The sequence below is a fragment of the uncultured Tateyamaria sp. genome, assembly GCF_947487805.1.
Lineage (GTDB): Bacteria > Pseudomonadota > Alphaproteobacteria > Rhodobacterales > Rhodobacteraceae > Tateyamaria.
On record NZ_CANKXW010000001.1, the window covers coordinates 333,504 to 356,078 of the forward strand.

Below are 22,575 nucleotides of genomic sequence, written 5' to 3' on the forward strand. Positions count from 1 at the left end.
GAGCTGACGCCACCGCTACCGCACAAACTTCTTGTGCTTCAACCGCTTCGGCTCCAGCGCGTCTGGCCCCAACCGGCGCTTTTTGTCCTCTTCGTAGTCCTCGAAGTTCCCCTCGAACCACTCCACATGCGCATCCCCTTCAAAGGCCAGGATATGCGTGCAGATCCGGTCGAGGAAGAAACGGTCGTGGCTGATCACCACTGCGCACCCGGCGAAATCCACCAAAGCGTCTTCCAGCGCGCGCAGCGTCTCCACGTCCAGGTCGTTGGTCGGCTCATCGAGCAGCAGCACGTTGCCGCCTGATTTCAGCAGCCGCGCCATGTGCACGCGGTTGCGTTCACCGCCCGACAACAAGCCAACCTTCTTCTGCTGATCGCCGCCCTTGAAGTTGAAGGACGAGCAATAGGCCCGGCTGTTCACCTCGGCATCGCCCAGCTGGATCAGTTCCGCACCACCCGAGATCGCCTGCCAGACGTTGTCATCCGCGTTCAAGTCATCGCGCGACTGATCGACATAGGACAGTTGCACCGTATCGCCGATCTCGACCGTGCCGGCATCGGGCGTTTCCTGCCCGGTCAGCATCTTGAACAGCGTGGACTTGCCCGCACCGTTGGGGCCGATCACGCCAACAATTCCGCCGGGCGGCAGCGAGAAATCGAGCCCCTCAACCAGCAGCTTGTCGCCCATGGCCTTGGTCAGGCCCTCGACATCGATCACCTTCGATCCCAGCCGCTGACCGTTCGGGATGACGATCTGGGCATAGGCCAGCTTTTCGCGCTCGGACTGGTCCGCCAACTCGTTATAGGCGTTGATCCGGGCCTTGGACTTGGCCTGCCGTGCCTTGGCCCCCTGCCGCATCCACTGCAATTCGCGCTCCAGCGTCTTCTGGCGGCTCTTGTCTTCGCGGGCTTCCTGCTCCAGCCGCTTGGCCTTCTGCTCGAGCCAGCTGGAATAGTTGCCCTCCCACGGCACACCCTTGCCGCGGTCCAATTCGAGGATCCAGCCGGTGATGTCATCAAGGAAATAGCGGTCGTGAGTGACGATCAGGATCGTGCCCTTGTAGTCGATCAGGTGCTGTTGCAGCCACGCAATCGTCTCGGCATCAAGGTGGTTGGTCGGTTCGTCCAAGAGCAGCATCTCGGGCGCTTCGAGCAGCAGCTTGCACAGCGCCACGCGCCGCGCCTCACCGCCCGACAGGGTCGTCACATCCGCATCATCTGGCGGACAGCGCAGCGCCTCCATTGACACGTCGATCTGACTGTCCAGGTCCCACAGGTTTTCGGCGTCAATCTGGTCCTGCAAGGCGGCCATCTCGTCCGCGGTCTCGTCGGAATAGTTCATCGCCAGATCATTATAGCGGTCCAGCACGGCCTTTTTCTCGGCCACGCCCAGCATCACGTTCTCGCGCACCGACAGGGCCGGGTCCAGCTGCGGCTCCTGCGGCAGGTATCCCACCTTGGCCCCTTCCGCGACCCACGCCTCGCCCGAAAAATCCTTGTCCATCCCGGCCATGATCTTCATCAGCGTGGATTTACCCGCGCCGTTCACGCCAACCACACCGATCTTCACCCCGGGGAGAAAGTTCAGGTGTATGTTTTCAAAGCATTTCTTGCCGCCCGGATAGGTCTTGGACACACCGGACATATGGTAGACGTATTGATAGGCGGCCATGAGAGACTCCTGTTGCGGCTGGGACAGCATCATCTAGCCACCAACGCCGCAAAGGGCAATGCGGAACGCGTGCGCGGCAAAAGTGATCACAAGGTCTTTGGCGAGGATCGTGCACTTGTGCTAGCCCTGCAGGCAGGACGACCAGGAAAGACAGTTAAATGTGGCGGATCATTATCATTCCGGCATGCCTGATCCTTGCGGCATGTGCGGCAGGCATCGGGTTGGCGCCGCCGCCAAATCTCTACCGGGCGGGCACCAACTATCCCGCGGAACGGGTGGCGCCATCCCTGCGCACGGCCGAGCCGCGGATATTCTTCATGACCGACCGTGCGCCCAACGGGGACAGGTATGGGTCGGACCGGTCGCAATCCATGGCCTTTGGCGCGGCGACGGTGAAATTCGGCAAGGACCTCGACTGGGACGAGCTGCTGCGCCGGACGCGCGCCGATTCCGATGCCGATATCACCAGCCTCTGGGTTCCGGACGTCACGGAACTGGTGCGGTTTTCATCGACCCCGCTGCCGGTGGAACGCCGCGACGGGCGGCTTGGTCACCGTGCGGATGCGCGCGACATCTATGATGGGCAGGCGCGCGCGTTTCAGACCGAAATCGCGGCCGAGATTGCCCGCACCGGCAACGACCGGGTGCTGGTCTATCTGCACGGGTTCAACAATGACTTTGACGACAGCGTCTCTGCGCTGGCCAATATCTGGCATTTTGCAGGGCGGGGTGCAGTCCCGATTTCGTTCACATGGCCCGCTGGCAACGGGTTTGGGCCGCTGGGCTATTTCCGGGACCGGGACGCAGGCACGTTTTCGGTCCACCACACAAAGGAATTCCTGCGCATGCTCGCGCAGATGCCGCAGGTCGCACAGATCGACATCGTGGCCCATTCGCGCGGCAATGACGTGGCCACCACCGCCCTGCGCGAGTTGATCATCGAGGCGCGCGGCGGTGGCCGCCATCCGAAACTGGCCCTCAAGACCGGGACGCTGATCATGGCGGCTCCGGATCTGGACGTGGACATCGTTCGCCAGCGGCTGCAGGCCGAGCGGTTCGCCGAGGCGTTCGAGCAGATCAACCTCTATATCAACCCCAGCGACGGCGCGTTGCGGCTGTCGGCCTACCTGACGCGGTCCACCCGGCTCGGCGCGCTCAGGAACACGGACTTTCAGCCCGGAGAGATCGAGATCCTGCGCAAGCAATCGCTCGTGCATTTCATCCGGGTCGAGGACGTGCGCGGCGGGTTCGGTCACGCCTATTTCCGGGACAATCCGGCGGTGCTTTCGGATGTGGCGCTGGCGCTGCGGACCCGCGCGTTTCCGGGTGGCACCCTGCGCCCGCTGGAACAGGATGCGGGCGGGGTGTGGGTGCTGCACCCCAACTATCCGCTGGACCGGCTGCCAGATCTGGATTTTCTGGAACGGCGCGAACAGATCCGCGACGCACGCTGACATGGCCGAGGCGCGCAGCCCCTTGCACGAGATGATGGCCCGCTGGGCGCAGCCGGGGCTGGTCACATGGATCGGCGTCCGGCCGCAGCGCGGGGCGGAGATAAAGGTGACGGACAGCGCGCGGATCGACGACACGGGCGTGGTCGGCGACCGGTCGCGCGGCGGCAAGCGCGCGGTCACCCTGATCCAGGCCGAACACCTGCCTGCCATCGCGGCCTTTCTGGGACGTGACGACATTGATCCGGCCCTTGTGCGGCGCAACATCGTCGTGCGCGGGCTGAACCTTGCCGGGCTCAAGGGGAGGGCGGTGCAGATCGGCGGCGCGGTCATCCGCCCGACGACGATCTGCGCACCGTGCAGCCTGATGGAGCGGACGCTGGGCCATGGCGGCTATGCGGCGATGCGCGGTCATGGCGGCTGGTGCGCCGAAGTGGTCACGGGTGGCGACATCGCGTTGGGTGACACGGTCCAGCCGATTGATTGACAAAACCGGTCTGCTGCGGTTCCGTCCCGCGACGGCAGCCAGATGAAAGAACGGACAGGTGCGGCACGACGACCCCTTTGCGCGGCCCGGACAGGTCATCGGCCTTTTGGGCGGGTCCTTTGACCCGGCACATGACGGCCATGTCCACATCACCCGCGAGGCGATGAAGCGGTTCGGGCTGTCCCGTGTGTGGTGGCTGGTCAGTCCGGGCAACCCGCTCAAGGCGCAGGGCCCCGCCCCGCTGGCCAAACGGATGGTGCGGGCGCGCGCGGTGATGACCGACCCGCGCGTGACCGTCACGGATATCGAGGCGCGGCTTGGCACGCGCTATACCGCGCAAACCCTGTCCGCGATGATGGCGGCCTATCCGGGCGTCCGCTTTGTGTGGCTGATGGGGGCGGACAACCTTGCGCAATTCCACCTCTGGCAGGACTGGACGTGGATCATGGAACATGTCCCCGTGGGTGTTCTGGCCCGACCCGGCGACCGGATCTCCGCGCGGATGAGCCCTGCCGCTCGCCGCTATCGCCAGTACCGGATTTCGGGCAAGGCCAGCCAGATGCTGGCCCGCACGCAGGCCCCTGCGTGGTGTTTCGTCAACGTCGCGCTGTCGAGGCAGTCCTCCTCCGCGATCCGCGCGTCCGGCGCGTGGGACAGAACACCACAAAAGTGACCGCGACCTGCTTGTGACCGGCGGACGGCTGCGGTTAGATGCACCCATGGTGCGTAACGTGACGAGACGGGTGTTTTTGGCCCTGGCGGCAAGCGGTGCAGCGGTTCAGGCCTGGGCCGCGCCGCCGCCGGTGTCCCTGCGCCCCGTGGCCCGCGGGGCCGAACATTTCAAGAAATCCATCGCCGATCCGCAGGCTATCATCAACGCGGCCCAGCTGAACGGGCGCGTGGCCTTTGCGGTGGCCGATGCCCGCACCGGCCAAAAGCTCGAAGGTGGCAATGCCCAGACCGGCACCGCCCCCGCCAGCGTGGCCAAGGCCGTGACCGCGCTTTATGCGCTGGATGTGCTGGGACCGTCGCACCGGTTCACCACCCAGCTCATTGCGACGGGTGGCATATCGGGCGGGGTGGTCACGGGCGATCTGATCCTCGTGGGCGGTGGCGATCCGACGCTCGACACCAACGCGCTGGCGTCCATGGCCGAGGCGCTCAAGGCGCGTGGCATCCGCGAGGTGCGCGGCGCGTTCAAGGTCGCCGACGGCGCGCTGCCCACAATCAAGACCATCGACCGCGATCAACCGGACCACGTGGGCTACAGCCCCGCGATCAGCGGCATCGCCCTGAACTACAACCGCGTGCATTTCGAATGGCGCCGGTCAGGCGGCAGCTACGGCGTCACAATGGACGCGCGGTCCGACAGGTACCGCCCCGATGTGGCGGTGGCCCGGATGCAGATCGTGTCGCGCGACCTGCCGGTCTATACCTATCGCGACGGGGGTCGCACCGATGACTGGACCGTCGCCAAGGGCGCGCTGGGAAATGGCGGCGCACGCTGGTTGCCCGTGCGCAAACCCGCACTCTATGCGGGCGACGTGTTCCAGACGCTGGCGCGGGCCCATGGCATCGTCCTGCGCAATCCGTCCGTGGTGACCCGCGCGCCGCAAGGCACCGTTCTGGTCAGCCGCCAAAGCGACGAGCTGCGCAGCATCCTGCGCGCCATGCTGCGGTTTTCCACCAACCTGACGGCCGAGATGGTCGGCCTTGCCGCCACGGCCAAACGCAAGGGCAGCGTGCAGTCGCTCAAGGCGTCGGCTGCGGAAATGAACCGCTGGGCCAATGCAACGCTGGGCACGTCCGCGATGCGGCTGGTGGATCATTCGGGCCTTGGGTCGGCCAGCCGGATGACCGCAGACGACATGGTCACGGCCCTCGTCCGCGCGCGCCAAAACAACACGCTGGGCCCGATCCTCAAGGCGTTCCCGATGCTGGACGAACGTCGCCGCGCGATCAAGAACCACCCGATCACGGTCTATGCCAAGACGGGCACGCTGAACTTCGTCTCCGGACTGGCGGGTTACATGACCGCGCGGGACGGCACCGAAATGGCCTTTGCCATCTTTGCCGCGGACGAGGCGACACGGGGCCGGATCTCCAAGGCCAACCGCGAGGCCCCTCGTGGCGCGCGCAGCTGGAACCGGCGCGCCAAGGCGATGCAGCAAAAGCTCATCGAGCGCTGGGGGGCGCTCTACGGCAGCTGACGCCCCCCTCCGGCCTGTCGCTCAGGCCGCGTTCTTCATCCGTGCCACATCGACGAAATCCGCCGTGGCCTGTGCCGTGGCTGCCGAAAGCGTCCAGCCCAGATGCCCGTGTCCGGTGTTGTAGTAGACGCCGGGCTTCGCACCGGGGCCGACCTTGGGCATCATCGACGGCAACATTGGACGCAGGCCCGCCCAGGGCACGCAATGTTCCGTCGACACATCCGGAAAGAATGTCTCGCACCAGTCGCGCAAGGGGCGGATCCGGTCGTCGCGGATATCGAGGTTATAGCCGTTGAACTCCGCCGTGCCCGCGATGCGGAACCGTTTGCGGCCCAGCCGCGAGGTCACGATCTTGGCCTCGTCGTCCAAAAGACTGACCCACGGGGCCGCGGCCTGGCTGGCACCATCGTCAAGGTTGACGGTGATCGAATAGCCCTTGACCGGATAGATGTTGACCCGGTCGCCCAGCTTGGCCGCGATGGCGCGGCTGCCTACGCCCGCACAGACGACGATGCCGTCGAAATGCTGCTGCTGGTCTCCGTCGCCGCTGTGCCAGTCGATGCGGATGCCGGTGCCGGTGTGGTGAATGTCGGACACGTCCGCCTTGTAATGGAACGTGACACCCATCCGCGCGCACCCGTCGCTCAGCGCGCGGGTATAGCGGTGAATGTCACCGGTGAAATCGCTCTCGGTATAAAACCCGCCCAGCGTGTCGGTCTTGAGCGCGGGTTCCAGCCGCTGCACCTCGTCCGCGCTCACCTCGCGGCGGTCCAGCCCGGCCTTGGCCAGCAGCGTGTTGACCCGGCGCGCGTGATCGAACTCCGACTGTTTCTTGTAGACGTGCAGAATGCCACGCTGCTCACAGTCGAAATCGACGCCGACCTCCGCCGCGAAATCCAGCAGGTGCTGCCGCGCGGCAATGGCCAGTCGCGTGGTCTCGATCGTGTGCGCCTCGTAATGGGGGATATTGCCCATGAACTCGGCCATCCACGACAACTTGTGCCAGCTGGGGCGCGGGTTCACCAACAATGGCGCATCGGATTTCAGCATCCACTTGAGCCCCTTGAAGATCGTACCCCAGCGGGTCCAGACCTCGGCATTGCTGGCCGACAGCTGCCCACCATTGGCAAAGGATGTCTCCATCGCGGCATAGCGGTTGCGGTCAAAGACGCTGACGTCATAGCCACGGCGCGCAAGCGCATAGGCGGTGGTGATACCGGTGATGCCGGCGCCGATCACGGCGATATGGGTCATTGGGGATCCTCCCAAGGTGACGCAGATGACAACGGACACGGCCGGCACCATGCCGGTCCATGTCCCCATCTGTCGCGTGACCTGAGAGTTTGACGCCGACAGGGGTCGGCGCTTTCTCCTTCGGTGGATCAGGCACGTCAGCCCTGACCGCTCTCCAGATTGTCGTCATGCCTGTCTACAGGCGCGGCCAACACGGTTCATTGTGCCTGAGAGTTTCCGGGGCGTTGCTCCTTCGGCGGCGGGATGTCCCGCGCTCTCCCATGTCGGCCTTGGCGACTGCGTTTCATATAGGAAACTTGGGGTGAGTCGCGCAAATGAATAATCTTCACGTTTGTTGTGAATGCCGTTGCGCGTACCCGTGCTGCCACACCCCATGGAAACAGGGGTTTCGCGGCCTGCTTTCCCTGCCTGATCCTTTGGGCTAGTCTTCTGAAATCAGGCGCAAAAGCCTGATGTCTGCTGCGCCCCGGAACCTCTGCATGTCCACGCCGACCCTGACCCTTGACGACAGCGGCCCCGCGCCCGCGATCCGCCTGACCGGGCGGCTGGTTACCGAACATCTGGGCCACGTGGAACGGGCGTTCGCCACTGCGTCCCCGCAGGGCGGCACCGTGCGCATCGATCTGGACGGGATCGAGGCGCTGGACACGGGCGGGGCCTGGATGATCGCCGACCTCAAGGCGCGCCTTGAGGCCGCAGGCGACCGGGTCGACCTGATCGACACCGACGGGCAACGCGCCGAACTGATCGACACTGTGATCGCGGCCCTGCCCGAAGAAGAAGGCGTCGAGGCGCCTGCGCGCGGGCTGGTGCCCTGGCTGGCCGGGATCGGTGAGAAAACCGCAGGCGTCGGTGCATCCGTCATGTCGCTGATGAGCTTTGTCGGCCAAACGCTCGCCAGCCTCGTCACCTGCCTTTTTCGCCCGCGCCGCTGGCGCACCGCCGCACTGGTCAGCCAGATGGAGGAAACCGGTTTCAACGCCATTCCCATCGTGGTCCTGATGAGCTTTCTGATCGGGGTGGTCCTGTCGTTTCAGGGGGCCTCGCAACTGCGCCAGTTCGGGGCCGAGGTCTTTGTGGTCGACCTCATTGCCATCTCGATCCTACGCGAACTGGGCATCCTTCTGACCGCCATCATCGTGGCGGGCCGGTCCGGTTCGGCCTTTACCGCATCCATCGGGTCCATGAAGGTCCGCGAGGAACTGGACGCGATGCGCACCCTCGGCCTCGACCCGATCGAAGTCCTCGTGTTGCCGCGCGTCATCGCGCTGGTGATCATGCTGCCCATCCTCGGCTTTATCGCCAATGTCTCGGGCCTGCTGGGCGGCGCAATCATGAGCTGGATCGAACTGGGTGTCAGCCCGTCGATGTTCATCACGCGGTTGCAGGAAAACACCGACGTCTGGCACCTGATCATCGGCATGATCAAGGCACCGGTCTTTGCCGCGATCATCGCCACCGTGGCCTGCTGGCAGGCGATGCAGGTGCAATCCTCTGCCGACAGCGTCGGGCGTCACACCACGATCTCGGTGGTGCAGTCGATCTTTCTGGTGATCGTGGCCGACGCCGTCTTCTCGATCTTCTTTGCGGAGCTGGGCCTGTGACCGGCGACGCGATCATCAAGGTGCGCGGGCTGCGCAATCAGTTTGGCCGGCAAGTCGTGCATGACAATCTGGATCTCGATGTCTGGCGCGGCGAAGTGCTGGGCATTGTCGGCGGGTCGGGCACCGGCAAATCCGTGCTGCTGCGCACCATCGTCGGCCTCAACCGGCCTGCTGCCGGGTCCATCGAAGTGCTGGGCGCGGATGTGCTGAACGGCAGCCGCGAGGAACGCCTGACGGCCGAAAAACGCTGGGGCGTCGCCTTTCAGGACGGCGCGCTCTTTTCTTCGCTGTCGGTGCTGCAAAACGTGATGGCGCCGATGCGCGAACACCTCAACCTCAGCCCCGCACTGATGCGCAGCCTCGGCCAGCTCAAGATCAGCCTCGTGGGCCTGCCGCCTCTGGCCTGCGGAAAACTTCCCTCGGAACTGTCGGGCGGGATGCGCAAACGGGCGTCGCTGGCCCGCGCGCTGGCACTGGACCCCGAGATCGTGTTTCTGGACGAACCGACCGCCGGGCTCGATCCCATCGGGGCGGCGGCCTATGACGACCTGATCGGCGAACTCAAGCGCTCTTTGGGGCTGACCGTGTTCATGGTCACGCATGACCTCGACTCTCTTTACGCGATCTGCGACAGAATTGCTGTGCTCGCCGAAAAGAAGGTGCTGGTGACCGGCCCGATCGAGGGGATGACCGACGTCGATCACCCGTGGGTGCAGGAATACTTTACCGGTCCGCGCGCCCGTGCCGCGCAGGCCAAGACATAGACCAAAGGCTGCCGCCACCATGGAAACCAAAGCCAATTACGCATTGATCGGCCTGTTCACGCTGGGGGGGATCCTTGGCGCGCTGGGCCTGTTGCTGTGGTTGGCCAAGGTCGAGGTCGATCAGCAATACGCCTATTACGATATCCTGTTCGAGGACGTGTCGGGCCTGGGTGCGGCGAGCGACGTCCGCTACAACGGTCTGCCCGTGGGGCAGGTGGTCGATCTGGATCTGGACGCGGATGACCCCTCGCAGGTGCGCGTGCGCATCGAAGTGTCGGCGGATGCGCCCGTCAACTCCGAAACCCGCGCCCGTCTGCAATCGCAGGGTGTCACCGGGGTCAGCTTTGTCGGCCTGACCGGCGGATCCGAAGCGGCGGATCCCCTGGCCTCAGGTGCGACGATCCCGTCCGAACGGACGGCGCTGCAATCGGTGTTCGAAGGGGCGCCTGAACTGCTTAGCCGCGCCATCGTGCTGCTGGAGAACGTCAATGACGTGTTCAACGACGACAACAAGGCCGCGGTGGGCACGCTGGTGTCGAACCTCGCCACGTCCTCCGAACGGCTCGACGGTGTGCTGGCCAATTTCGAGACGCTGTCGGACGATCTGGGCAATGCCGCGCGCGAGATCGCGGCCTTTACCGGGCGTCTTGAGCAGCTGTCGGATACGGCAGAGACCACGCTGTCTGCCGCGACGGTAACCCTGGGCGACGTCAGCACACTGACCACCGAAAGTCTCGCGCCGTTGGCAGAGGATCTGCGCCTCACGTCGCGCACCGCCACGGATGTGATCGCGAGTGCGGGCGCGGATGTCACGCGGATTGCGGGCCGTATCGACGGGCTGGCCGCGCGCGGTGAAACGGTGCTGGACAGTGCCACAACCACGCTCGACAGCGCCAACACCGCCATGCAGAGCGTCGCGGCGCTGGCCGACACGCAATTGGGGCCGCTGGCGGATGACGTGCGCGCAACCGCGCAGACCGCCACCCGCGTGCTGACGGATGTGGGGGGCGAGGCCGCGCGCGTCGTGGGCCGCTTTGACGCCGTCGCCGACAGTGCGATCCTTGCACTGGGCGATGCGCAGACGACGCTGAAATCCGTGGATCAGGCCGCCACCGGCTTTGACCGTTTGATGACCGATCAGCTGTCGCCGCTGGCCGATGACCTGCGCACCACGTCGCAGACGGCCACGCGGGTGATTGACGATGTGGGTACGCGCACGGCGGCGCTGGCCACGCGGCTTGATGCGCTGACGACCGAAGCGTCGGGCGCGCTCGACACCTTTACTACGACGTTCAACAACGCCAATGACACGCTGGGCTGGGTAACCACGGCGATGACGGGGGCCACCGAAACGCTGGACATCGCATCGCGGACCTTTGCCAATGCCAACAAGGTCATTCAGGACGACATCGGCGGCATTCTGGACGACTTGCGCGCCGCGGCGTCGACCTTTGCCTCGACCTTCAGCGAGTCGTCGGATGGGGTGATCGGTGATCTGCGGCAGGCCGCGTCCACCTTTACCAACACCGTGCAAAACGCGTCCCAAAATATCGACGCGGTGTCGAACGAGGTGCTGGCCGCCTCGCGTTCGGCGGCAAGTTTTGCCAAGACCCTGGACGAGGTCGTGTCGGGCAACGAGCGCCAGATTTCCGAGTTTCTGCGCCTTGGCCTGCCGGAATTCCTGCGCTTTACCGAAGAAGCGCGCAGCCTGACCGTCAACCTCGAACGGCTGGTCAACAAAATCGAACGCGACCCCGGACGGTTCCTGCTGGGCACGCAAAATTCAAGGTTCCGCAGATGATCCATACCGTTCGCAATCTTGCCCTTTGGGCTGTCATCGGGGCCGCGCTGGCCGGGTGTTCGGGGCTGGCCAGCCTGACGGAGGTGGCGCGCCCCGTGGACAATTATGTGCTGACGCCGAAAAGCACGTTTGATCCGGGCCTGCCGAACCTGCGGTTCCAGATCGTGGTGGAGCAGCCGACCGCGACCGCATCGGTGGACACCGATCAGATCGCGGTGCAGCCCAATGCGTTGCAGGTGCAGTATCTGCCCGACGCGCGCTGGGTCGACCGGGCGCCGCTGATCGTGCAGGCGCTGCTGATCGAGAGTTTCGAGAACAGCAAACGCGTGCCCGCGGTGGGCAGTTCGACCATCGGGCTGCGCGCCGATTTCCTGATCGTGACGGACATCCGCGAATTCCAGGCGATTGTGCCGCAGGGTGATCCGGACGCGCCCTTGCGCGTCGATGTGCGGCTGAACATCAAGCTGATCGACGCGTTCGAGGACCGGATCATCGCGTCGCGGTCGTTCGAAGAGGTGGTGCCGGCCCTGTCGGACGCGCCGCGCGATGTGGTCACGGCGTTTGACGAGGCATTGGGCGATACGATGCGCGATTCCGTGGAATGGAGCATCCGCGAGATCAAGCGCTATGCCGGTTAGGCGCTGACCCCCGGTGCCTCTAGGATCTGGACGCCGTTGATTTTCCAACCGTCATCGGTTTCGAGCATGCGGTATTTCAGCAGGTGCACCGCGCCGTCGCCGTCCACGATGCGCACCGTTTGTGACAGCACGCCGTTTTCATTGTCGAGCCCGAGATAGGTCACCTCGGCCGGGCGCCAGACCATGGGAAAGCCTTGGGTGACCATGCGGCCGAAATTCTCGGGCGTGCGGAAGATGCCGCGAATGCCCGGTGAGGCAAAGGTAAAGGCCTGAGCAAAGTTGTCGGCCTTGAACGCCTCGAGCTGGCTGGAAATCACGCCCTGGATCTCGGACCCTTGTGCAAAGGCCGCGCCTGAGAGTCCTGCGGCCAGAACCGCGCCAATCACCCATTTACGCATGCGTTACCTCCTCTGTCCCGGACGGATGCCTGAGACAATGGTAGCGTGCGCGAAGGGCGTGCCAAGGGGGGGGCAAACCGAAGTGTCCCCGCGGGGACACTTCGTTACCAAATGGTTAACCGACCAGCTCGCCCGCGAGCGCGCTGTCGATCAGGGCGATGGTTTCGCTCACGCCATATAGCGCGATGAACCCGCCGAAACGGGGGCCTTGGCTGGCACCAAGCAGCACCTCGTAGAGGGCCGTGAACCACCCGCGCAGGGGATCGAAACGGTCGCGCCCGATGGCATAGACAACTGATTGCAACGCTTCGTCCTCGACGGGGCCGTCATATTCGGCCAGTGCCGCGCGCAGCGCCATCAGAGCCTCTTTCTCCGGATCGGTGGGCATGCGGTAGGTCTTGGCCGGTTTCACGAAGTCGTTGTAGTAACGCACGGCAAAACCCACGGCCTGATCCATGCCGGGATGGGTGTCGGGGCCGGTGTCGGGCGCGTAGCGCTGGATAAAGCCCCAGAGCGTGTCCTTGGTCTCGGCCGAGGATACGGAGGCGAGGTTGAGCAGCATCGCAAAGGGCACGACCATGTCGGAGGTGGGCACGTTGTGGCCGTGGATGTGGAACACCGGGTTGTTCAGCCGCGCGGTGTCGTCCTGTCCCGCATAGGCGCGCAGCTGCTGGTGATATTCGTCCACCGCCTTGGGGATCACGTCGAAATACATGCGCTTGGCGGTCTTTGGCTTTTGATACATGAAATAGGACAGCGACTCGGCGCTGGCATAGGTGAGCCATTCGTCGATGCTGACCCCGTTGCCGGAGGATTTGGAGATCTTCTGGCCGTTTTCGTCGAGGAACAGTTCGTAGGTGAAATGCTCGGGCTTTTTCTCGCCCAGGATCTCGCAGATGCGGTCGTAGATCGGCGTGTTGGTGGAATGGTCCTTGCCGTACATCTCGAAATCCACGCCAAGGGCAGCCCAGCGGGCGCCGAAGTCGGGCTTCCATTGCAGTTTCACGTTGCCGCCGGTGACGGGCAGGGTCATTTCGGTGCCGTCCTCGTCATCGAAGGTGATGGTGCCGTTTGCAGCGTCCACGTTTTTCATGGGCACGTACATGACGCGGCCCGTGTCTGGGTGGATCGGCAGGAAGATCGAATAGGTCTGGCGGCGTTCCTCGCGCAGGGACTTCAGCATCACTTTCATGATGTCGTCATAGCGTTCGGCGGCGCGCAGAAGGATCGTGTCGAACTGGCCGGATTGATAGAATTCGGTGGCGGAGATGAAGTCGTATTCAAAGCCGAACGTGTCGAGGAACCGGCGCAGCATCGCGTTGTTGTGGTGCCCGAAGCTCGCGAATTTCTCGAACGGATCCGGCACGGATGTCAGCGGCTTTTGCAGGTGTTCCTGCAACGCGTCCGGGTTCGGCACGTTGCCCGGCACCTTGCGCATGCCGTCCAGATCGTCGGAAAAGCAGATCAGCTTGGTCGGGATGTCGGAGAGGATTTCAAAGGCGCGGCGCACCATGGTCGTGCGCGCCACCTCGCCGAAGGTGCCGATATGGGGCAGACCCGATGGGCCATAGCCGGTCTCGAACAGGACATACCCTTTCTCGGGCGGCGCTTTTTCGTAGCGTTTGAGCACCTTGCGCGCTTCTTCGAACGGCCAGGCTTTGCTCGTCATCGCGGCGTCACGCATCGTCGACATCAGGTTTTGTCCCACAGCTTTGGCCTGCGCCCGATGCGCACGGCCCCGTGTCGCCCTGTCCAAAGGGGGGCGACATCCCGCCGCTACCTATTGCGGGGGCGTCCAAGCGTCAATATTGAGAAGGGAACAGCCCTGAAAAGGACCATGAAATGGCCGAGACCGAACAGCTTTCGCTGACCCCACAGGACGCGCTGGTTGCGATGATGATCGCGATTTCCGCCTCTGACGAAGATATCCGCACGGCGGAGTTGGTGAAGATCAATTCGGCAGTGAACCATTTGCCGGTGTTTGCCGATTACGATCTGGACCGGTTGAACGTGATCGCGCAGACGGTGTTTGACCTCTTTGAACAGGAAGACGGGCTGGACGCGCTCTTTGGTCTGGTGCGCACGGCGCTGCCCGAGCGGTTGTTCGAGACGGCCTATGCGCTGGCATGCGACGTGGCTGCAGCGGATGGCGCGCTCGAGGAGGCGGAGCTGCGCTTGCTGGAAGAGATGCGTTACGAGCTGAACATCGACCGGCTGCATGCTGCCGCCATCGAACGCGGCGCGCGGGCCCGGCACACCGTCCTGTAATTGCACGTGCCGTTGCACGGACCCCGGCCCGCACCGTACGCCCCCATGACTGCCCGTTAACCATCCGTTGATATTTCCATAGCCCGAACCGGCCGGAGCCCCCGGCCTTTGCGTGAAAAGGGATGAATGGATGAACAAGGCGATCACTGATGGCGTCGTGCTGATGCCGCCGAGCTTTGCGAACGGTCTGGGTGTTTGGTCGAGCGGCGATGGCACGCCGGGCTCTGACACCTATGCGAATGCAGCCAATGCCGCCTTTGTGCCCGCCGATCAGGATTTTGGCGGCGCGCTGGAGTTGCAGAAAAACGCCAACACGACGCGCGTGCGCTATATGGGCGAGACGCCCATGCTGCCGGGTTGCTATTTGCGCGTGACGGCGCGGGTAAAGGCGATCAGCGGCAGTTTCCCGACCGTGCGCGTGTCGGCCTATGCCGCGCGGGGCAATGGGGATCCGGTGTCGGGTGTGACGACCGTGGGCACTGCCACGACGTTGAATTCCTATGGTGACGTGGTCGAGGTGTCGGCCATCGTGGGCGCGGGAAATCGTGGCGGCGTGGACATGGTGTGGGGGCCGCTGGCTGTCTACGGCCATTTCGGCATCGACCTGACCGGGCCCAATGGCGGCATCGTGCGCATTGACGACATCGAGATCGAGGATGTGACCTCGTTCTTTTTGCGCGATCTGGTGTCGCTGGTGGATGTGCGCGATTTCGGCGCGGTGGGTGACGGTGTCACCGATGACAGCGACGCCTTTGACGCGGCCATCGCCGCCGCAAACGGGCGCACGGTTCTGGTGCCCGAGGGGACGTTCCGCCTGGAGAAGGACGTGGCGTTCGAGGAACAGGTGAAATTCGAAGGCACGCTGAGCATGCCGGTGGACAAGATGCTGCTGTTGCGCAAGTCCTATGACCTGCCGACCTATATCGAGGCGTTCAAGGACGAGGAGCTGGCCTTCAAGAAGGCGTTCCAGGCCCTGCTGAACTCGTCCGACCACGAGAGCCTGGACCTGGGCGGTCGTCGCGTGCGCATCACAGCGCCGCTGGACATGCAGGCTGCCGTGCCCAATCGCGACCAGTTCAACACGCGCCGCGTGATCCGCAATGGCCAGCTGGAGGCGGCAGAGGAAAACTGGGACGACGTGGTGGCCACCAGCCAGGCGACCTACAGCGCATCCAACGCACGCCGTCTGACCAACGTGGTCAACATCGCCAATATCCCCGTGGGTGCCTATGTCACCGGCAACGGCGTGGGGCGCGAGATCTATGTGCGCAGCAAGAACGTCGCCGCGGGCGAGATTGAGCTGAATGCGCCGCTCTATGACGCCGAAGGCACGCAAAACTACACGTTCCGCCGGTTCCAGTACCTTGTCGATCTCAGCGGCTTTTCCAAGCTGTCCAAGTTCAACATGTCCAACATCGAGTTCCAGTGTAACGGCAAGTGTTCCGGCATCCTGCTGGCGCCCGCGGGGCCGACATTCGAATTGCAGGAATGTTTCATCAGCCGGCCCAAGGATCGCGGTATCACGTCCATCGGCGGCGGCTGTCAGGGCCTGCTGATCGACCGGTGCCAGTTCCTGTCCAACGAGGAAAGCGAAACGGTGGATCAGCGCAGCACCATTGCGTTAAACGTCAACTCCAATGACATCAAGCTACGCGATTGCCGGGCGACCCAGTTCCGTCACTTTGCCGTTCTGGCGGGGCAGAACCACCTGGTGATGGGCAACCACTTCTTTCAGGGTGACGGTGTGTCGGGCGGCGTACGGACGGCGGGGATCATCCTGCAGGACAATTTCACCGCATCGGTCATCTCGGGCAACTACATCGACAACTGTTTTGTCGAATGGACCAATGAACGCGACCCCACACCGGAATTCACCTCCGGGTTCTCCTTCAGCTCGTTCAGCCTGACGGACAATGTGTTCCTGTGCAGCGCGGTTGCGCCCTGGTTCAGCTATCTTGTGGTCAAGCCGCACGGGTCGGGCCATTTCCTGAACGGCATCACGGTCAAGGGCAACCGGTTCCGGTCGATCAACGGGACGATTGACCGTGCTGAACGCGTCGACACCAGCTTTGCCGACCTGAACCATGACCGGAACCAGTCGGTGTTTTATGACGGCAATTCCTATCACAACGTGTCGGAACATGCGCAAAACCCACTGGTGGTGCTGCACACCCAAAGCACGAACCAGCGCACATGGACGGTGGGCACAAGCAAGAAGCTGCCCTTTGAAGGGTTCTGTCAGTTCGTGGATTCCGTCGCACTGACGGGGGATCTGCGCAACAACAGCAACGTCAAGGTCTATGAGAATCCCGTGGGACAGGGGCGTGCAGGCGCGAATGACGACGAGTTTACGCTCGAGTTCGCATCCGAGGTGCGCGGTCAGATCCGGGCCACGGTGCGCATGGACAAGTGACGGTGGGCGGTCTCAGAACGACCGCCAGATCCCGAACTTGACGGCGACGGTGTCGTCGTCCGCTTCGACCCCCAGCTGGTAGCTGGGGGTTTTTGCGTCCGGTTGCCAGATGACCGAAGGCGCAAGCGTGGTTGTGGTCGAGGATCCGGCGTTGCTGATGAACACCTGCATCATGACTTTCATCCGGTCGGTCAGTGAGACGCCGAATGTGCTGTCTAGTTTGTAGGTGTCGGTGCCGTCATCCACCGCCCAGTCTACCGCTGCATCAATCGCCAGCCAGCCGTTCTTGTCCCGCACGGTCAGGCCGCGCCCAAAGCTGAGGCCGGTACGCACCAGCGGGTCAGATACATCCCCAAAGGTGGAGCCGATCCCGATCTCAAAGGCGAACCGGGAAGGCCGGTCGGTGCGCCCGACGGGCCTGCGGGCAAAGATTACGACCGTCCCGTCGCCCGACCGTCCGTCGGTCATGTCGATGTCGACCTTGGCGCCAAGGGTGAGTTTTGGCCGGAGCCCGTATTCGCCATAGAGCGACCCGTCCAGTCGGCCGTCATCCTGATACGTCGCTCCGTAGGAGAGGAACACGCGCCCCTCCTCCTGCAACCATGCACCGGCGAGCACCGGCACAGGCAGGATCATGAGCATAAGGAGCAGAGGCAGTCGCATGGCGCGCCTTTGGGTGGTGAAACACCCGCCAAGTAGGCCCGATCATGGTTAACAGAAGGTTATGGCGTGTATTTTGGCGGACGGGTTGCCGCAGCGGGGTGGTTTTTCGGCTGATGCCCCCCCATTTCCCTAACGTAACAGCATCCGAACGGAGACGCCCCATGCAATGCCCCATCGACGGAACCCCTTTGGTGATCACGGACCGCAGTGGGGTCGAGATCGACTATTGCCCGCAATGCCGGGGCGTGTGGCTGGACCGGGGTGAGCTGGACAAGATCATCGAGCGGGCAAGCGCCTATGCGGCACCGCCGCCGCCGCCGGTTCAGACACGCGGGTCCGATGACCGCGGATACGACCAACGCCGTCCCAAGCGCAAGAAGGGCATGGGCGACCTGCTGGGCGACATCTTCGACTTTTAGGCGATCGGGGCGGTAACGCAGGCGCGAAAGGCCTGCACCGGTGCTTGCGCCCCGTCCAGCGACACCTGAACCACCGCCGTTTGCGTGAACGCGGTGGCGGTGCTGTTGAATTCCAGCCCGTCCAGAACATTGCCAAAGCCCTGATCCGTCACGGTCAGCGTCTGTCCGTCGACCACGTGCCGTGTGGTCGAGATCGTGTTGGGGCGCGGCCCGTCAAAGCGGATCGAGAACGCCTGCGCCGCGGGCCAGCCGTCCGGGCCAGTCACGGAAATGGCATAGAGCGCGGTGGCATGATCATAAGTGACGGCCACGTCCACTGCGCCCTCGCTGTGGGTCAGCGTGCAGATCGGCGTGGGCGAGAACTCCCACGCATGGGCGGGTGTGGCCATGACGGCAAGCAGGGTCAGAATGCGCATGTTGTCCAAGCTAGAGCGGAAACCCGCCCGGAACAGGCCCAAGCTGACCGGGAATAAAGCTTGTGCTTTGCGCCGGATGCTGTCAGGGCAGGCGGGCATAGCCTTTTCTACTCGATGTTCTGTTTTTCCTCACGGCGACCAGTCTCTCGATCAAGACGCCTACGCCGGACCGCTGCATTCCGTGAGCGGTATTTATTGAAGGAAGACATCACATGGCCACTGGCACAGTGAAATGGTTCAACACCACCAAAGGTTTCGGTTTTATTGCTCCCGACGGCGGCAGCAAGGACGTGTTCGTCCACATCAGCTCGGTTGAGCGTTCGGGCCTGACGGGTCTGGCCGACAACCAGAAGGTCACGTTCGACCTCGAAGCAGGCCGCGACGGCCGCGAGAGCGCGGTCAACATCGCCCTGGCGTAAGTGCTGGGCGGGGTGAGCCCCGCCTTGAGGATTTTGAACGCGGCGCCCGTATGGGGGCCGCGTTTTTTGTTTCGTGCGCGAAACGTTGATTTTTATCAGATGGTTAATGGGGTGTAGATCGTGTGGCGCTTGGCCAAATGGGCACGCGGGATGGGTTGCGTGATACGCCATTTTTCCGTGCGGTGGGCAGATTGCCCACCCTACATGGTTCGTTAACCATCCCGCCAGATGATCCGGTCATGTCGAATTATCGTCGTTTCCGGGTCGATGGGGCCACGTATTTCTTTACGGTCAACCTCGCACGGCGGGGTGAGACCATGCTTGTCGATCACATCGACCGCTTTCGGATCGCATACGCACGGACGTGGGAAGAGCATCCATTTCGGTGTGACGCGATGGTCGTTTTGCCGGACCACGTACACGCGGTCTGGACGTTGCCGCGGGGCGATACGAATTATTCGGAGCGTTGGCGCAAGATCAAAGCCAGGTTTTCACATGCAGTCGGGGGCGTTCATCCGCGCAGCTAAAGCAAAGAGATCAAGCGCGAGGTTGGTGTTTGGCAGCGGCGGTTTTGGGAGCATTGCATCCGGGATGATGCGGACTACCGCGCGCACGTTGCGTATTGTTGGGGGAACCCGGTGAAGCATGGGTTTGTCGAACGGGCGGTTGAGTGGCCGTATTCGTCCATTCATCGGGATGTGCGGTTGGGGCGGGTTGAGCCGGAATGGTGTGGTGCGGTTTTGGAGGGGGCATATGGGGAGTAGGGTGGGCAATTTGCCCACCATGTTTTTGAGGAATTGATAGGTGGTTGGTGGGCAGATTGCCCACCCTACCGTTGATGTATTGGTTAAATTAATTGAAAGGGTCGGCGGATGAACCAAAGGGGTCGGCATCATTTCCGAATGGGTCTTGGTTTGGTGCAATCGCTTCCCAGCACTCAAACAAAGAAGTAATAGCTGCAAAAGACCCGCTCAATGAAAAGGTGGCCAAGCGTTCGCCTTGCGCTGTGTAGATTGCAACAGCACGGCCCTTTTGCAGTTCAGTAAGAAAAGTGACCGACTTTTCCACGTCTTTCATGTTCAACGATACGCCGATTCCGTCGGCGCTACCTGTCATAGTCCAACGCGAATAATCGATGTCCAACAGAAATTTGACACTGCGTGGTTGCAAGTTCCAATCGTGGTCAATCAAGAAAAAGGCCAATGTACTATTGTCATAGGCGATCACGCTCATTGATTGTGCGGCATTGTTACTGGTTTCCGCAGCACACCAAAGACTTCCAGTTGACGTATTGTGAGTTAGTTCGACCCGCCAAGCACCTTTCGCGAAGACTGTTTCTCCCTCATACGGCTGGGCATTTGTGGAGCCTGCTACAACCGATAGAGCCCAAAGAAGAATCAAACGAAACGAGATCATGAATTTAGAATATCGAACTTTGGTTTGGTTTGAACAGTCCAATGTAGAGACTGCGCGCTCACCGCTTCCGCCGCTTCACATTTCCACCCCTCTGACCAGCACGCCCAGCCGTTGACCGGCCGGACGCCTTTTGCGCGTCGTCCACGGCCTTTTCCACCGCGTATTGCCGCGCCAGAGGGTCATCAGCCACGACCAGATCGACGGTTTCCAGACGCTTGACCTCGTCGCGCAGGCGGGCGGCTTCTTCGAACTCCAGGTTCTCGGCCGCCTTGCGCATGTCGGCGCGCAAGCCGTCGAGGACGGCCTGGAGGTTGCCGCCTGCGAGAGGCGCATCGATCTTGGCAGTGACGCGGTTCATGTCCGTGTCGCCCTTGTAGAGGCCTGCCAGCACGTCCTCGACGTTCTTTTTGACCGTTTCGGGCGTGATGCCGTGTTCTTCGTTATAGGCCATCTGCTTGGCGCGGCGGCGGTTGGTTTCGGCCAGCGCGCGTTCCATAGACCCGGTGATCTTGTCGGCGTACATGATCACGCGGCCATCGGCGTTCCGGGCGGCGCGGCCGATGGTTTGCACCAGCGACGTTTCGGAGCGCAGGAACCCTTCCTTGTCCGCGTCGAGGATCGCGACCAGCCCGCATTCGGGGATGTCGAGCCCCTCGCGGAGCAGGTTGATGCCGATCAGCACGTCGAACGCGCCAAGCCGCAAGTCGCGCAGGATTTCGATCCGTTCCAGCGTGTCGATGTCGGAGTGCATGTAGCGGACGCGGATGCCCTGTTCGTGCATGTATTCGGTGAGGTCCTCGGCCATGCGTTTGGTCAGCGTGGTGCAGAGGGTGCGCATGCCCTGTTTGGCGACCTTTTGTACCTCGTCCAGCAGGTCATCGACCTGCATTTCGACCGGGCGGATTTCGACAGGCGGGTCCAGCAGGCCGGTGGGGCGGATGACCTGTTCGGTGAACACGCCACCGGTCTGTTCGATTTCCCATGCCGCCGGAGTGGCGGAGACGAAGACCGATTGCGGGCGCATGGCGTCCCATTCCTCGAACTTGAGAGGTCGGTTGTCCATACAGGAGGGCAGTCTAAACCCGTGTTCAGCCAGCGTGAATTTGCGCCGGTAGTCGCCTTTGTACATGCCGCCGATCTGGGGGACGGAGACGTGGGATTCGTCGGCAAAGACGATGGCGTTGTCGGGGATGAATTCGAAAAGCGTGGGGGGCGGTTCGCCCGGGGCGCGGCCGGTGAGGTAGCGCGAGTAGTTCTCGATGCCGTTGCAGACACCTGTGGCCTCGAGCATTTCGAGGTCGAAGTTGGTGCGTTGTTCGAGGCGCTGTGCTTCGAGCAGTTTGCCTTCGCCGACCAGTTGGTCGAGGCGGATTTTCAGCTCTTTCTTGATGCCGATGATGGCCTGGTTCATCGTGGGTTTGGGCGTGACGTAGTGCGAGTTGGCGTAGACGCGGATGTGGTCGAGCGTGTCGCATTTTTCGCCCGTGAGGGGGTCGAATTCGGTGATGGATTCCAGTTCCTCGCCGAAGAAGGAGAGTTTCCACGCGCGGTCTTCGAGGTGAGCGGGGAAGATTTCGAGGCTGTCGCCGCGCACGCGGAAGCTGCCCCGCTGGAAGGCGTGGTCGTTGCGTTTGTACTGCTGGGCCACGAGGTCGGCGATGACCTGGCGCTGGTCGTATTCCTTGCCCACCTTGAGATCCTGGGTCATGGCGCCGTAGGTCTCGACCGAGCCGATGCCGTAGATGCAGGACACCGACGCCACGATGATCACGTCATCGCGTTCCAGCAGCGCCCGCGTGGCCGAGTGGCGCATGCGGTCGATCTGTTCGTTGATCTGGGATTCTTTCTCGATGTACGTGTCGGACCGCGCCACGTAGGCTTCGGGCTGGTAGTAGTCGTAGTAGCTGACAAAGTATTCGACGGCGTTGTCGGGGAAGAACCCTTTGAATTCGCCATAGAGCTGCGCGGCGAGCGTCTTGTTGGGGGCGAGGATGATCGCGGGGCGTTGGGTTTCCTCAATCACCTTGGCCATGGTGTAGGTCTTGCCCGTGCCGGTGGCGCCCAGCAGGACCTGATCGCGGTCGCCGTCGAGAACGCCCGCGCTCAGTTCCTTGATCGCGGTGGGCTGGTCGCCTGCGGGCTGGAATTCGGTCTGCATGACCAGCCGCTTGCCGCCTTCGAGCTTGAGGCGGGTGCGGACATCCTCGGCCGGGTTGGCGAGGTAGGTTTCGGGCTGAGAATCGGTGTGTGCATAGGCCATGGGCGTAACTTGGGCCAAAGCCT

The 22,575-nt window shown here is 62.9% G+C and carries 20 protein-coding genes and 2 riboswitches; of the genes, 12 read left to right on the top strand and 8 right to left on the bottom strand.

The window, feature by feature from the left end; translation table 11 throughout:
* Positions 1–15: 15 nt before the first annotated feature.
* Positions 16–1,671, bottom strand: a complete 1,656-nt coding sequence (gene ettA, locus Q0949_RS01690; RefSeq protein WP_299367648.1) for an energy-dependent translational throttle protein EttA — start codon at positions 1,669–1,671, stop codon at positions 16–18.
* 158 nt (positions 1,672–1,829) lie between these two features.
* Here ettA and Q0949_RS01695 point away from each other — a divergent pair, with 158 nt between their 5' ends.
* The 4 genes from Q0949_RS01695 to dacB are packed head-to-tail and all read left to right on the top strand — an operon-like array spanning position 1,830 to position 5,819.
* The gene (locus Q0949_RS01695) at positions 1,830–3,125 is read left to right on the top strand and encodes an alpha/beta hydrolase (RefSeq protein ID WP_299367651.1); all 1,296 of its coding nucleotides are present in this window, start codon (positions 1,830–1,832) and stop codon (positions 3,123–3,125) included.
* 1 nt (position 3,126) lies between these two features.
* Positions 3,127–3,609, top strand: a complete 483-nt coding sequence (locus tag Q0949_RS01700; protein WP_299367654.1) for an MOSC domain-containing protein — start codon at positions 3,127–3,129, stop codon at positions 3,607–3,609.
* A 58-nt stretch (positions 3,610–3,667) separates the two neighbouring features.
* Entirely contained in the window at positions 3,668–4,282 is a 615-nt protein-coding gene (locus Q0949_RS01705; protein ID WP_299367656.1) for a nicotinate-nucleotide adenylyltransferase, read from the top strand.
* Positions 4,283–4,328: 46 nt separating this feature from the next.
* A complete protein-coding gene (gene dacB / locus Q0949_RS01710; protein ID WP_299367659.1) occupies positions 4,329–5,819 on the top strand; it encodes a D-alanyl-D-alanine carboxypeptidase/D-alanyl-D-alanine-endopeptidase in 1,491 nt (496 codons plus the stop codon).
* 21 nt (positions 5,820–5,840) lie between these two features.
* On the opposite strand, the gene Q0949_RS01715 is transcribed toward dacB, so the two are convergent.
* Positions 5,841–7,073 carry a D-amino acid dehydrogenase gene (locus tag Q0949_RS01715; protein ID WP_299367661.1) on the bottom strand — a complete coding sequence of 411 codons (1,233 nt, stop codon included), beginning with the start codon at positions 7,071–7,073 and terminating at the stop codon, positions 5,841–5,843.
* A 59-nt stretch (positions 7,074–7,132) separates the two neighbouring features.
* Positions 7,133–7,241, bottom strand: a riboswitch (glycine riboswitch).
* Between the two features lie 15 nt (positions 7,242–7,256).
* A riboswitch (glycine riboswitch) is annotated at positions 7,257–7,344 on the bottom strand.
* Between the two features lie 208 nt (positions 7,345–7,552).
* On the opposite strand from Q0949_RS01715, the gene Q0949_RS01720 reads away from it, so the two are divergent.
* The 4 genes from Q0949_RS01720 to Q0949_RS01735 are packed head-to-tail and all read left to right on the top strand — an operon-like array spanning position 7,553 to position 11,880.
* The gene (locus Q0949_RS01720; protein WP_299367663.1) at positions 7,553–8,677 is read left to right on the top strand and encodes an MlaE family lipid ABC transporter permease subunit; all 1,125 of its coding nucleotides are present in this window, start codon (positions 7,553–7,555) and stop codon (positions 8,675–8,677) included.
* Entirely contained in the window at positions 8,674–9,441 is a 768-nt protein-coding gene (locus Q0949_RS01725) for an ABC transporter ATP-binding protein (RefSeq protein WP_299367665.1), read from the top strand. The genes Q0949_RS01720 and Q0949_RS01725 overlap by 4 nt, the downstream gene beginning before the upstream one ends.
* A 19-nt stretch (positions 9,442–9,460) precedes the next feature.
* On the top strand, positions 9,461–11,242 hold the full coding sequence (locus Q0949_RS01730; RefSeq protein WP_299367668.1) for an MlaD family protein: 1,782 nt from the start codon (positions 9,461–9,463) through the stop codon (positions 11,240–11,242).
* Positions 11,239–11,880, top strand: a complete 642-nt coding sequence (locus Q0949_RS01735) for an ABC-type transport auxiliary lipoprotein family protein (protein WP_299367671.1) — start codon at positions 11,239–11,241, stop codon at positions 11,878–11,880. The genes Q0949_RS01730 and Q0949_RS01735 overlap by 4 nt, the downstream gene beginning before the upstream one ends.
* On the opposite strand, the gene Q0949_RS01740 is transcribed toward Q0949_RS01735, so the two are convergent.
* Both Q0949_RS01740 and Q0949_RS01745 read right to left on the bottom strand, forming a co-directional pair.
* Positions 11,877–12,278: a DUF4864 domain-containing protein gene (locus tag Q0949_RS01740; RefSeq protein ID WP_299367674.1), complete on the bottom strand. Its 402-nt coding sequence runs from the start codon at positions 12,276–12,278 to the stop codon at positions 11,877–11,879. The genes Q0949_RS01735 and Q0949_RS01740 overlap by 4 nt on opposite strands.
* Before the next feature lie 115 nt (positions 12,279–12,393).
* On the bottom strand, positions 12,394–13,971 hold the full coding sequence (locus Q0949_RS01745) for a lysine--tRNA ligase (protein ID WP_299367677.1): 1,578 nt from the start codon (positions 13,969–13,971) through the stop codon (positions 12,394–12,396).
* A gap of 149 nt (positions 13,972–14,120) precedes the next feature.
* On the opposite strand from Q0949_RS01745, the gene Q0949_RS01750 reads away from it, so the two are divergent.
* Positions 14,121–14,546, top strand: a complete 426-nt coding sequence (locus Q0949_RS01750; protein ID WP_299367680.1) for a tellurite resistance TerB family protein — start codon at positions 14,121–14,123, stop codon at positions 14,544–14,546.
* A gap of 130 nt (positions 14,547–14,676) precedes the next feature.
* Positions 14,677–16,959 carry a glycosyl hydrolase family 28-related protein gene (locus Q0949_RS01755; protein ID WP_299367683.1) on the top strand — a complete coding sequence of 761 codons (2,283 nt, stop codon included), beginning with the start codon at positions 14,677–14,679 and terminating at the stop codon, positions 16,957–16,959.
* 12 nt (positions 16,960–16,971) lie between these two features.
* Here the strand turns inward: Q0949_RS01755 and Q0949_RS01760 are convergent, their stop codons facing one another.
* On the bottom strand, positions 16,972–17,622 hold the full coding sequence (locus tag Q0949_RS01760; RefSeq protein WP_299367686.1) for a hypothetical protein: 651 nt from the start codon (positions 17,620–17,622) through the stop codon (positions 16,972–16,974).
* Between the two features lie 161 nt (positions 17,623–17,783).
* Between Q0949_RS01760 and Q0949_RS01765 the strand changes: the two genes are divergently transcribed.
* Complete coding sequence (locus Q0949_RS01765; RefSeq protein WP_299367689.1) at positions 17,784–18,041, top strand: zf-TFIIB domain-containing protein; 258 nt, start codon at positions 17,784–17,786, stop codon at positions 18,039–18,041.
* Here Q0949_RS01765 and Q0949_RS01770 read toward each other — a convergent pair.
* Positions 18,038–18,457 carry a hypothetical protein gene (locus tag Q0949_RS01770; RefSeq protein WP_299367692.1) on the bottom strand — a complete coding sequence of 140 codons (420 nt, stop codon included), beginning with the start codon at positions 18,455–18,457 and terminating at the stop codon, positions 18,038–18,040. The genes Q0949_RS01765 and Q0949_RS01770 overlap by 4 nt on opposite strands.
* A 212-nt stretch (positions 18,458–18,669) precedes the next feature.
* On the opposite strand from Q0949_RS01770, the gene Q0949_RS01775 reads away from it, so the two are divergent.
* The gene (locus Q0949_RS01775) at positions 18,670–18,876 is read left to right on the top strand and encodes a cold-shock protein (RefSeq protein ID WP_299367695.1); all 207 of its coding nucleotides are present in this window, start codon (positions 18,670–18,672) and stop codon (positions 18,874–18,876) included.
* A gap of 852 nt (positions 18,877–19,728) precedes the next feature.
* On the opposite strand, the gene Q0949_RS01780 is transcribed toward Q0949_RS01775, so the two are convergent.
* Together Q0949_RS01780 and uvrB are read right to left on the bottom strand one after the other, a co-directional pair.
* Complete coding sequence (locus Q0949_RS01780) at positions 19,729–20,292, bottom strand: hypothetical protein (protein ID WP_299367698.1); 564 nt, start codon at positions 20,290–20,292, stop codon at positions 19,729–19,731.
* A gap of 58 nt (positions 20,293–20,350) precedes the next feature.
* Positions 20,351–22,552, bottom strand: a complete 2,202-nt coding sequence (gene uvrB / locus Q0949_RS01785; RefSeq protein ID WP_299367701.1) for an excinuclease ABC subunit UvrB — start codon at positions 22,550–22,552, stop codon at positions 20,351–20,353.
* Positions 22,553–22,575 lie beyond the last annotated feature (23 nt).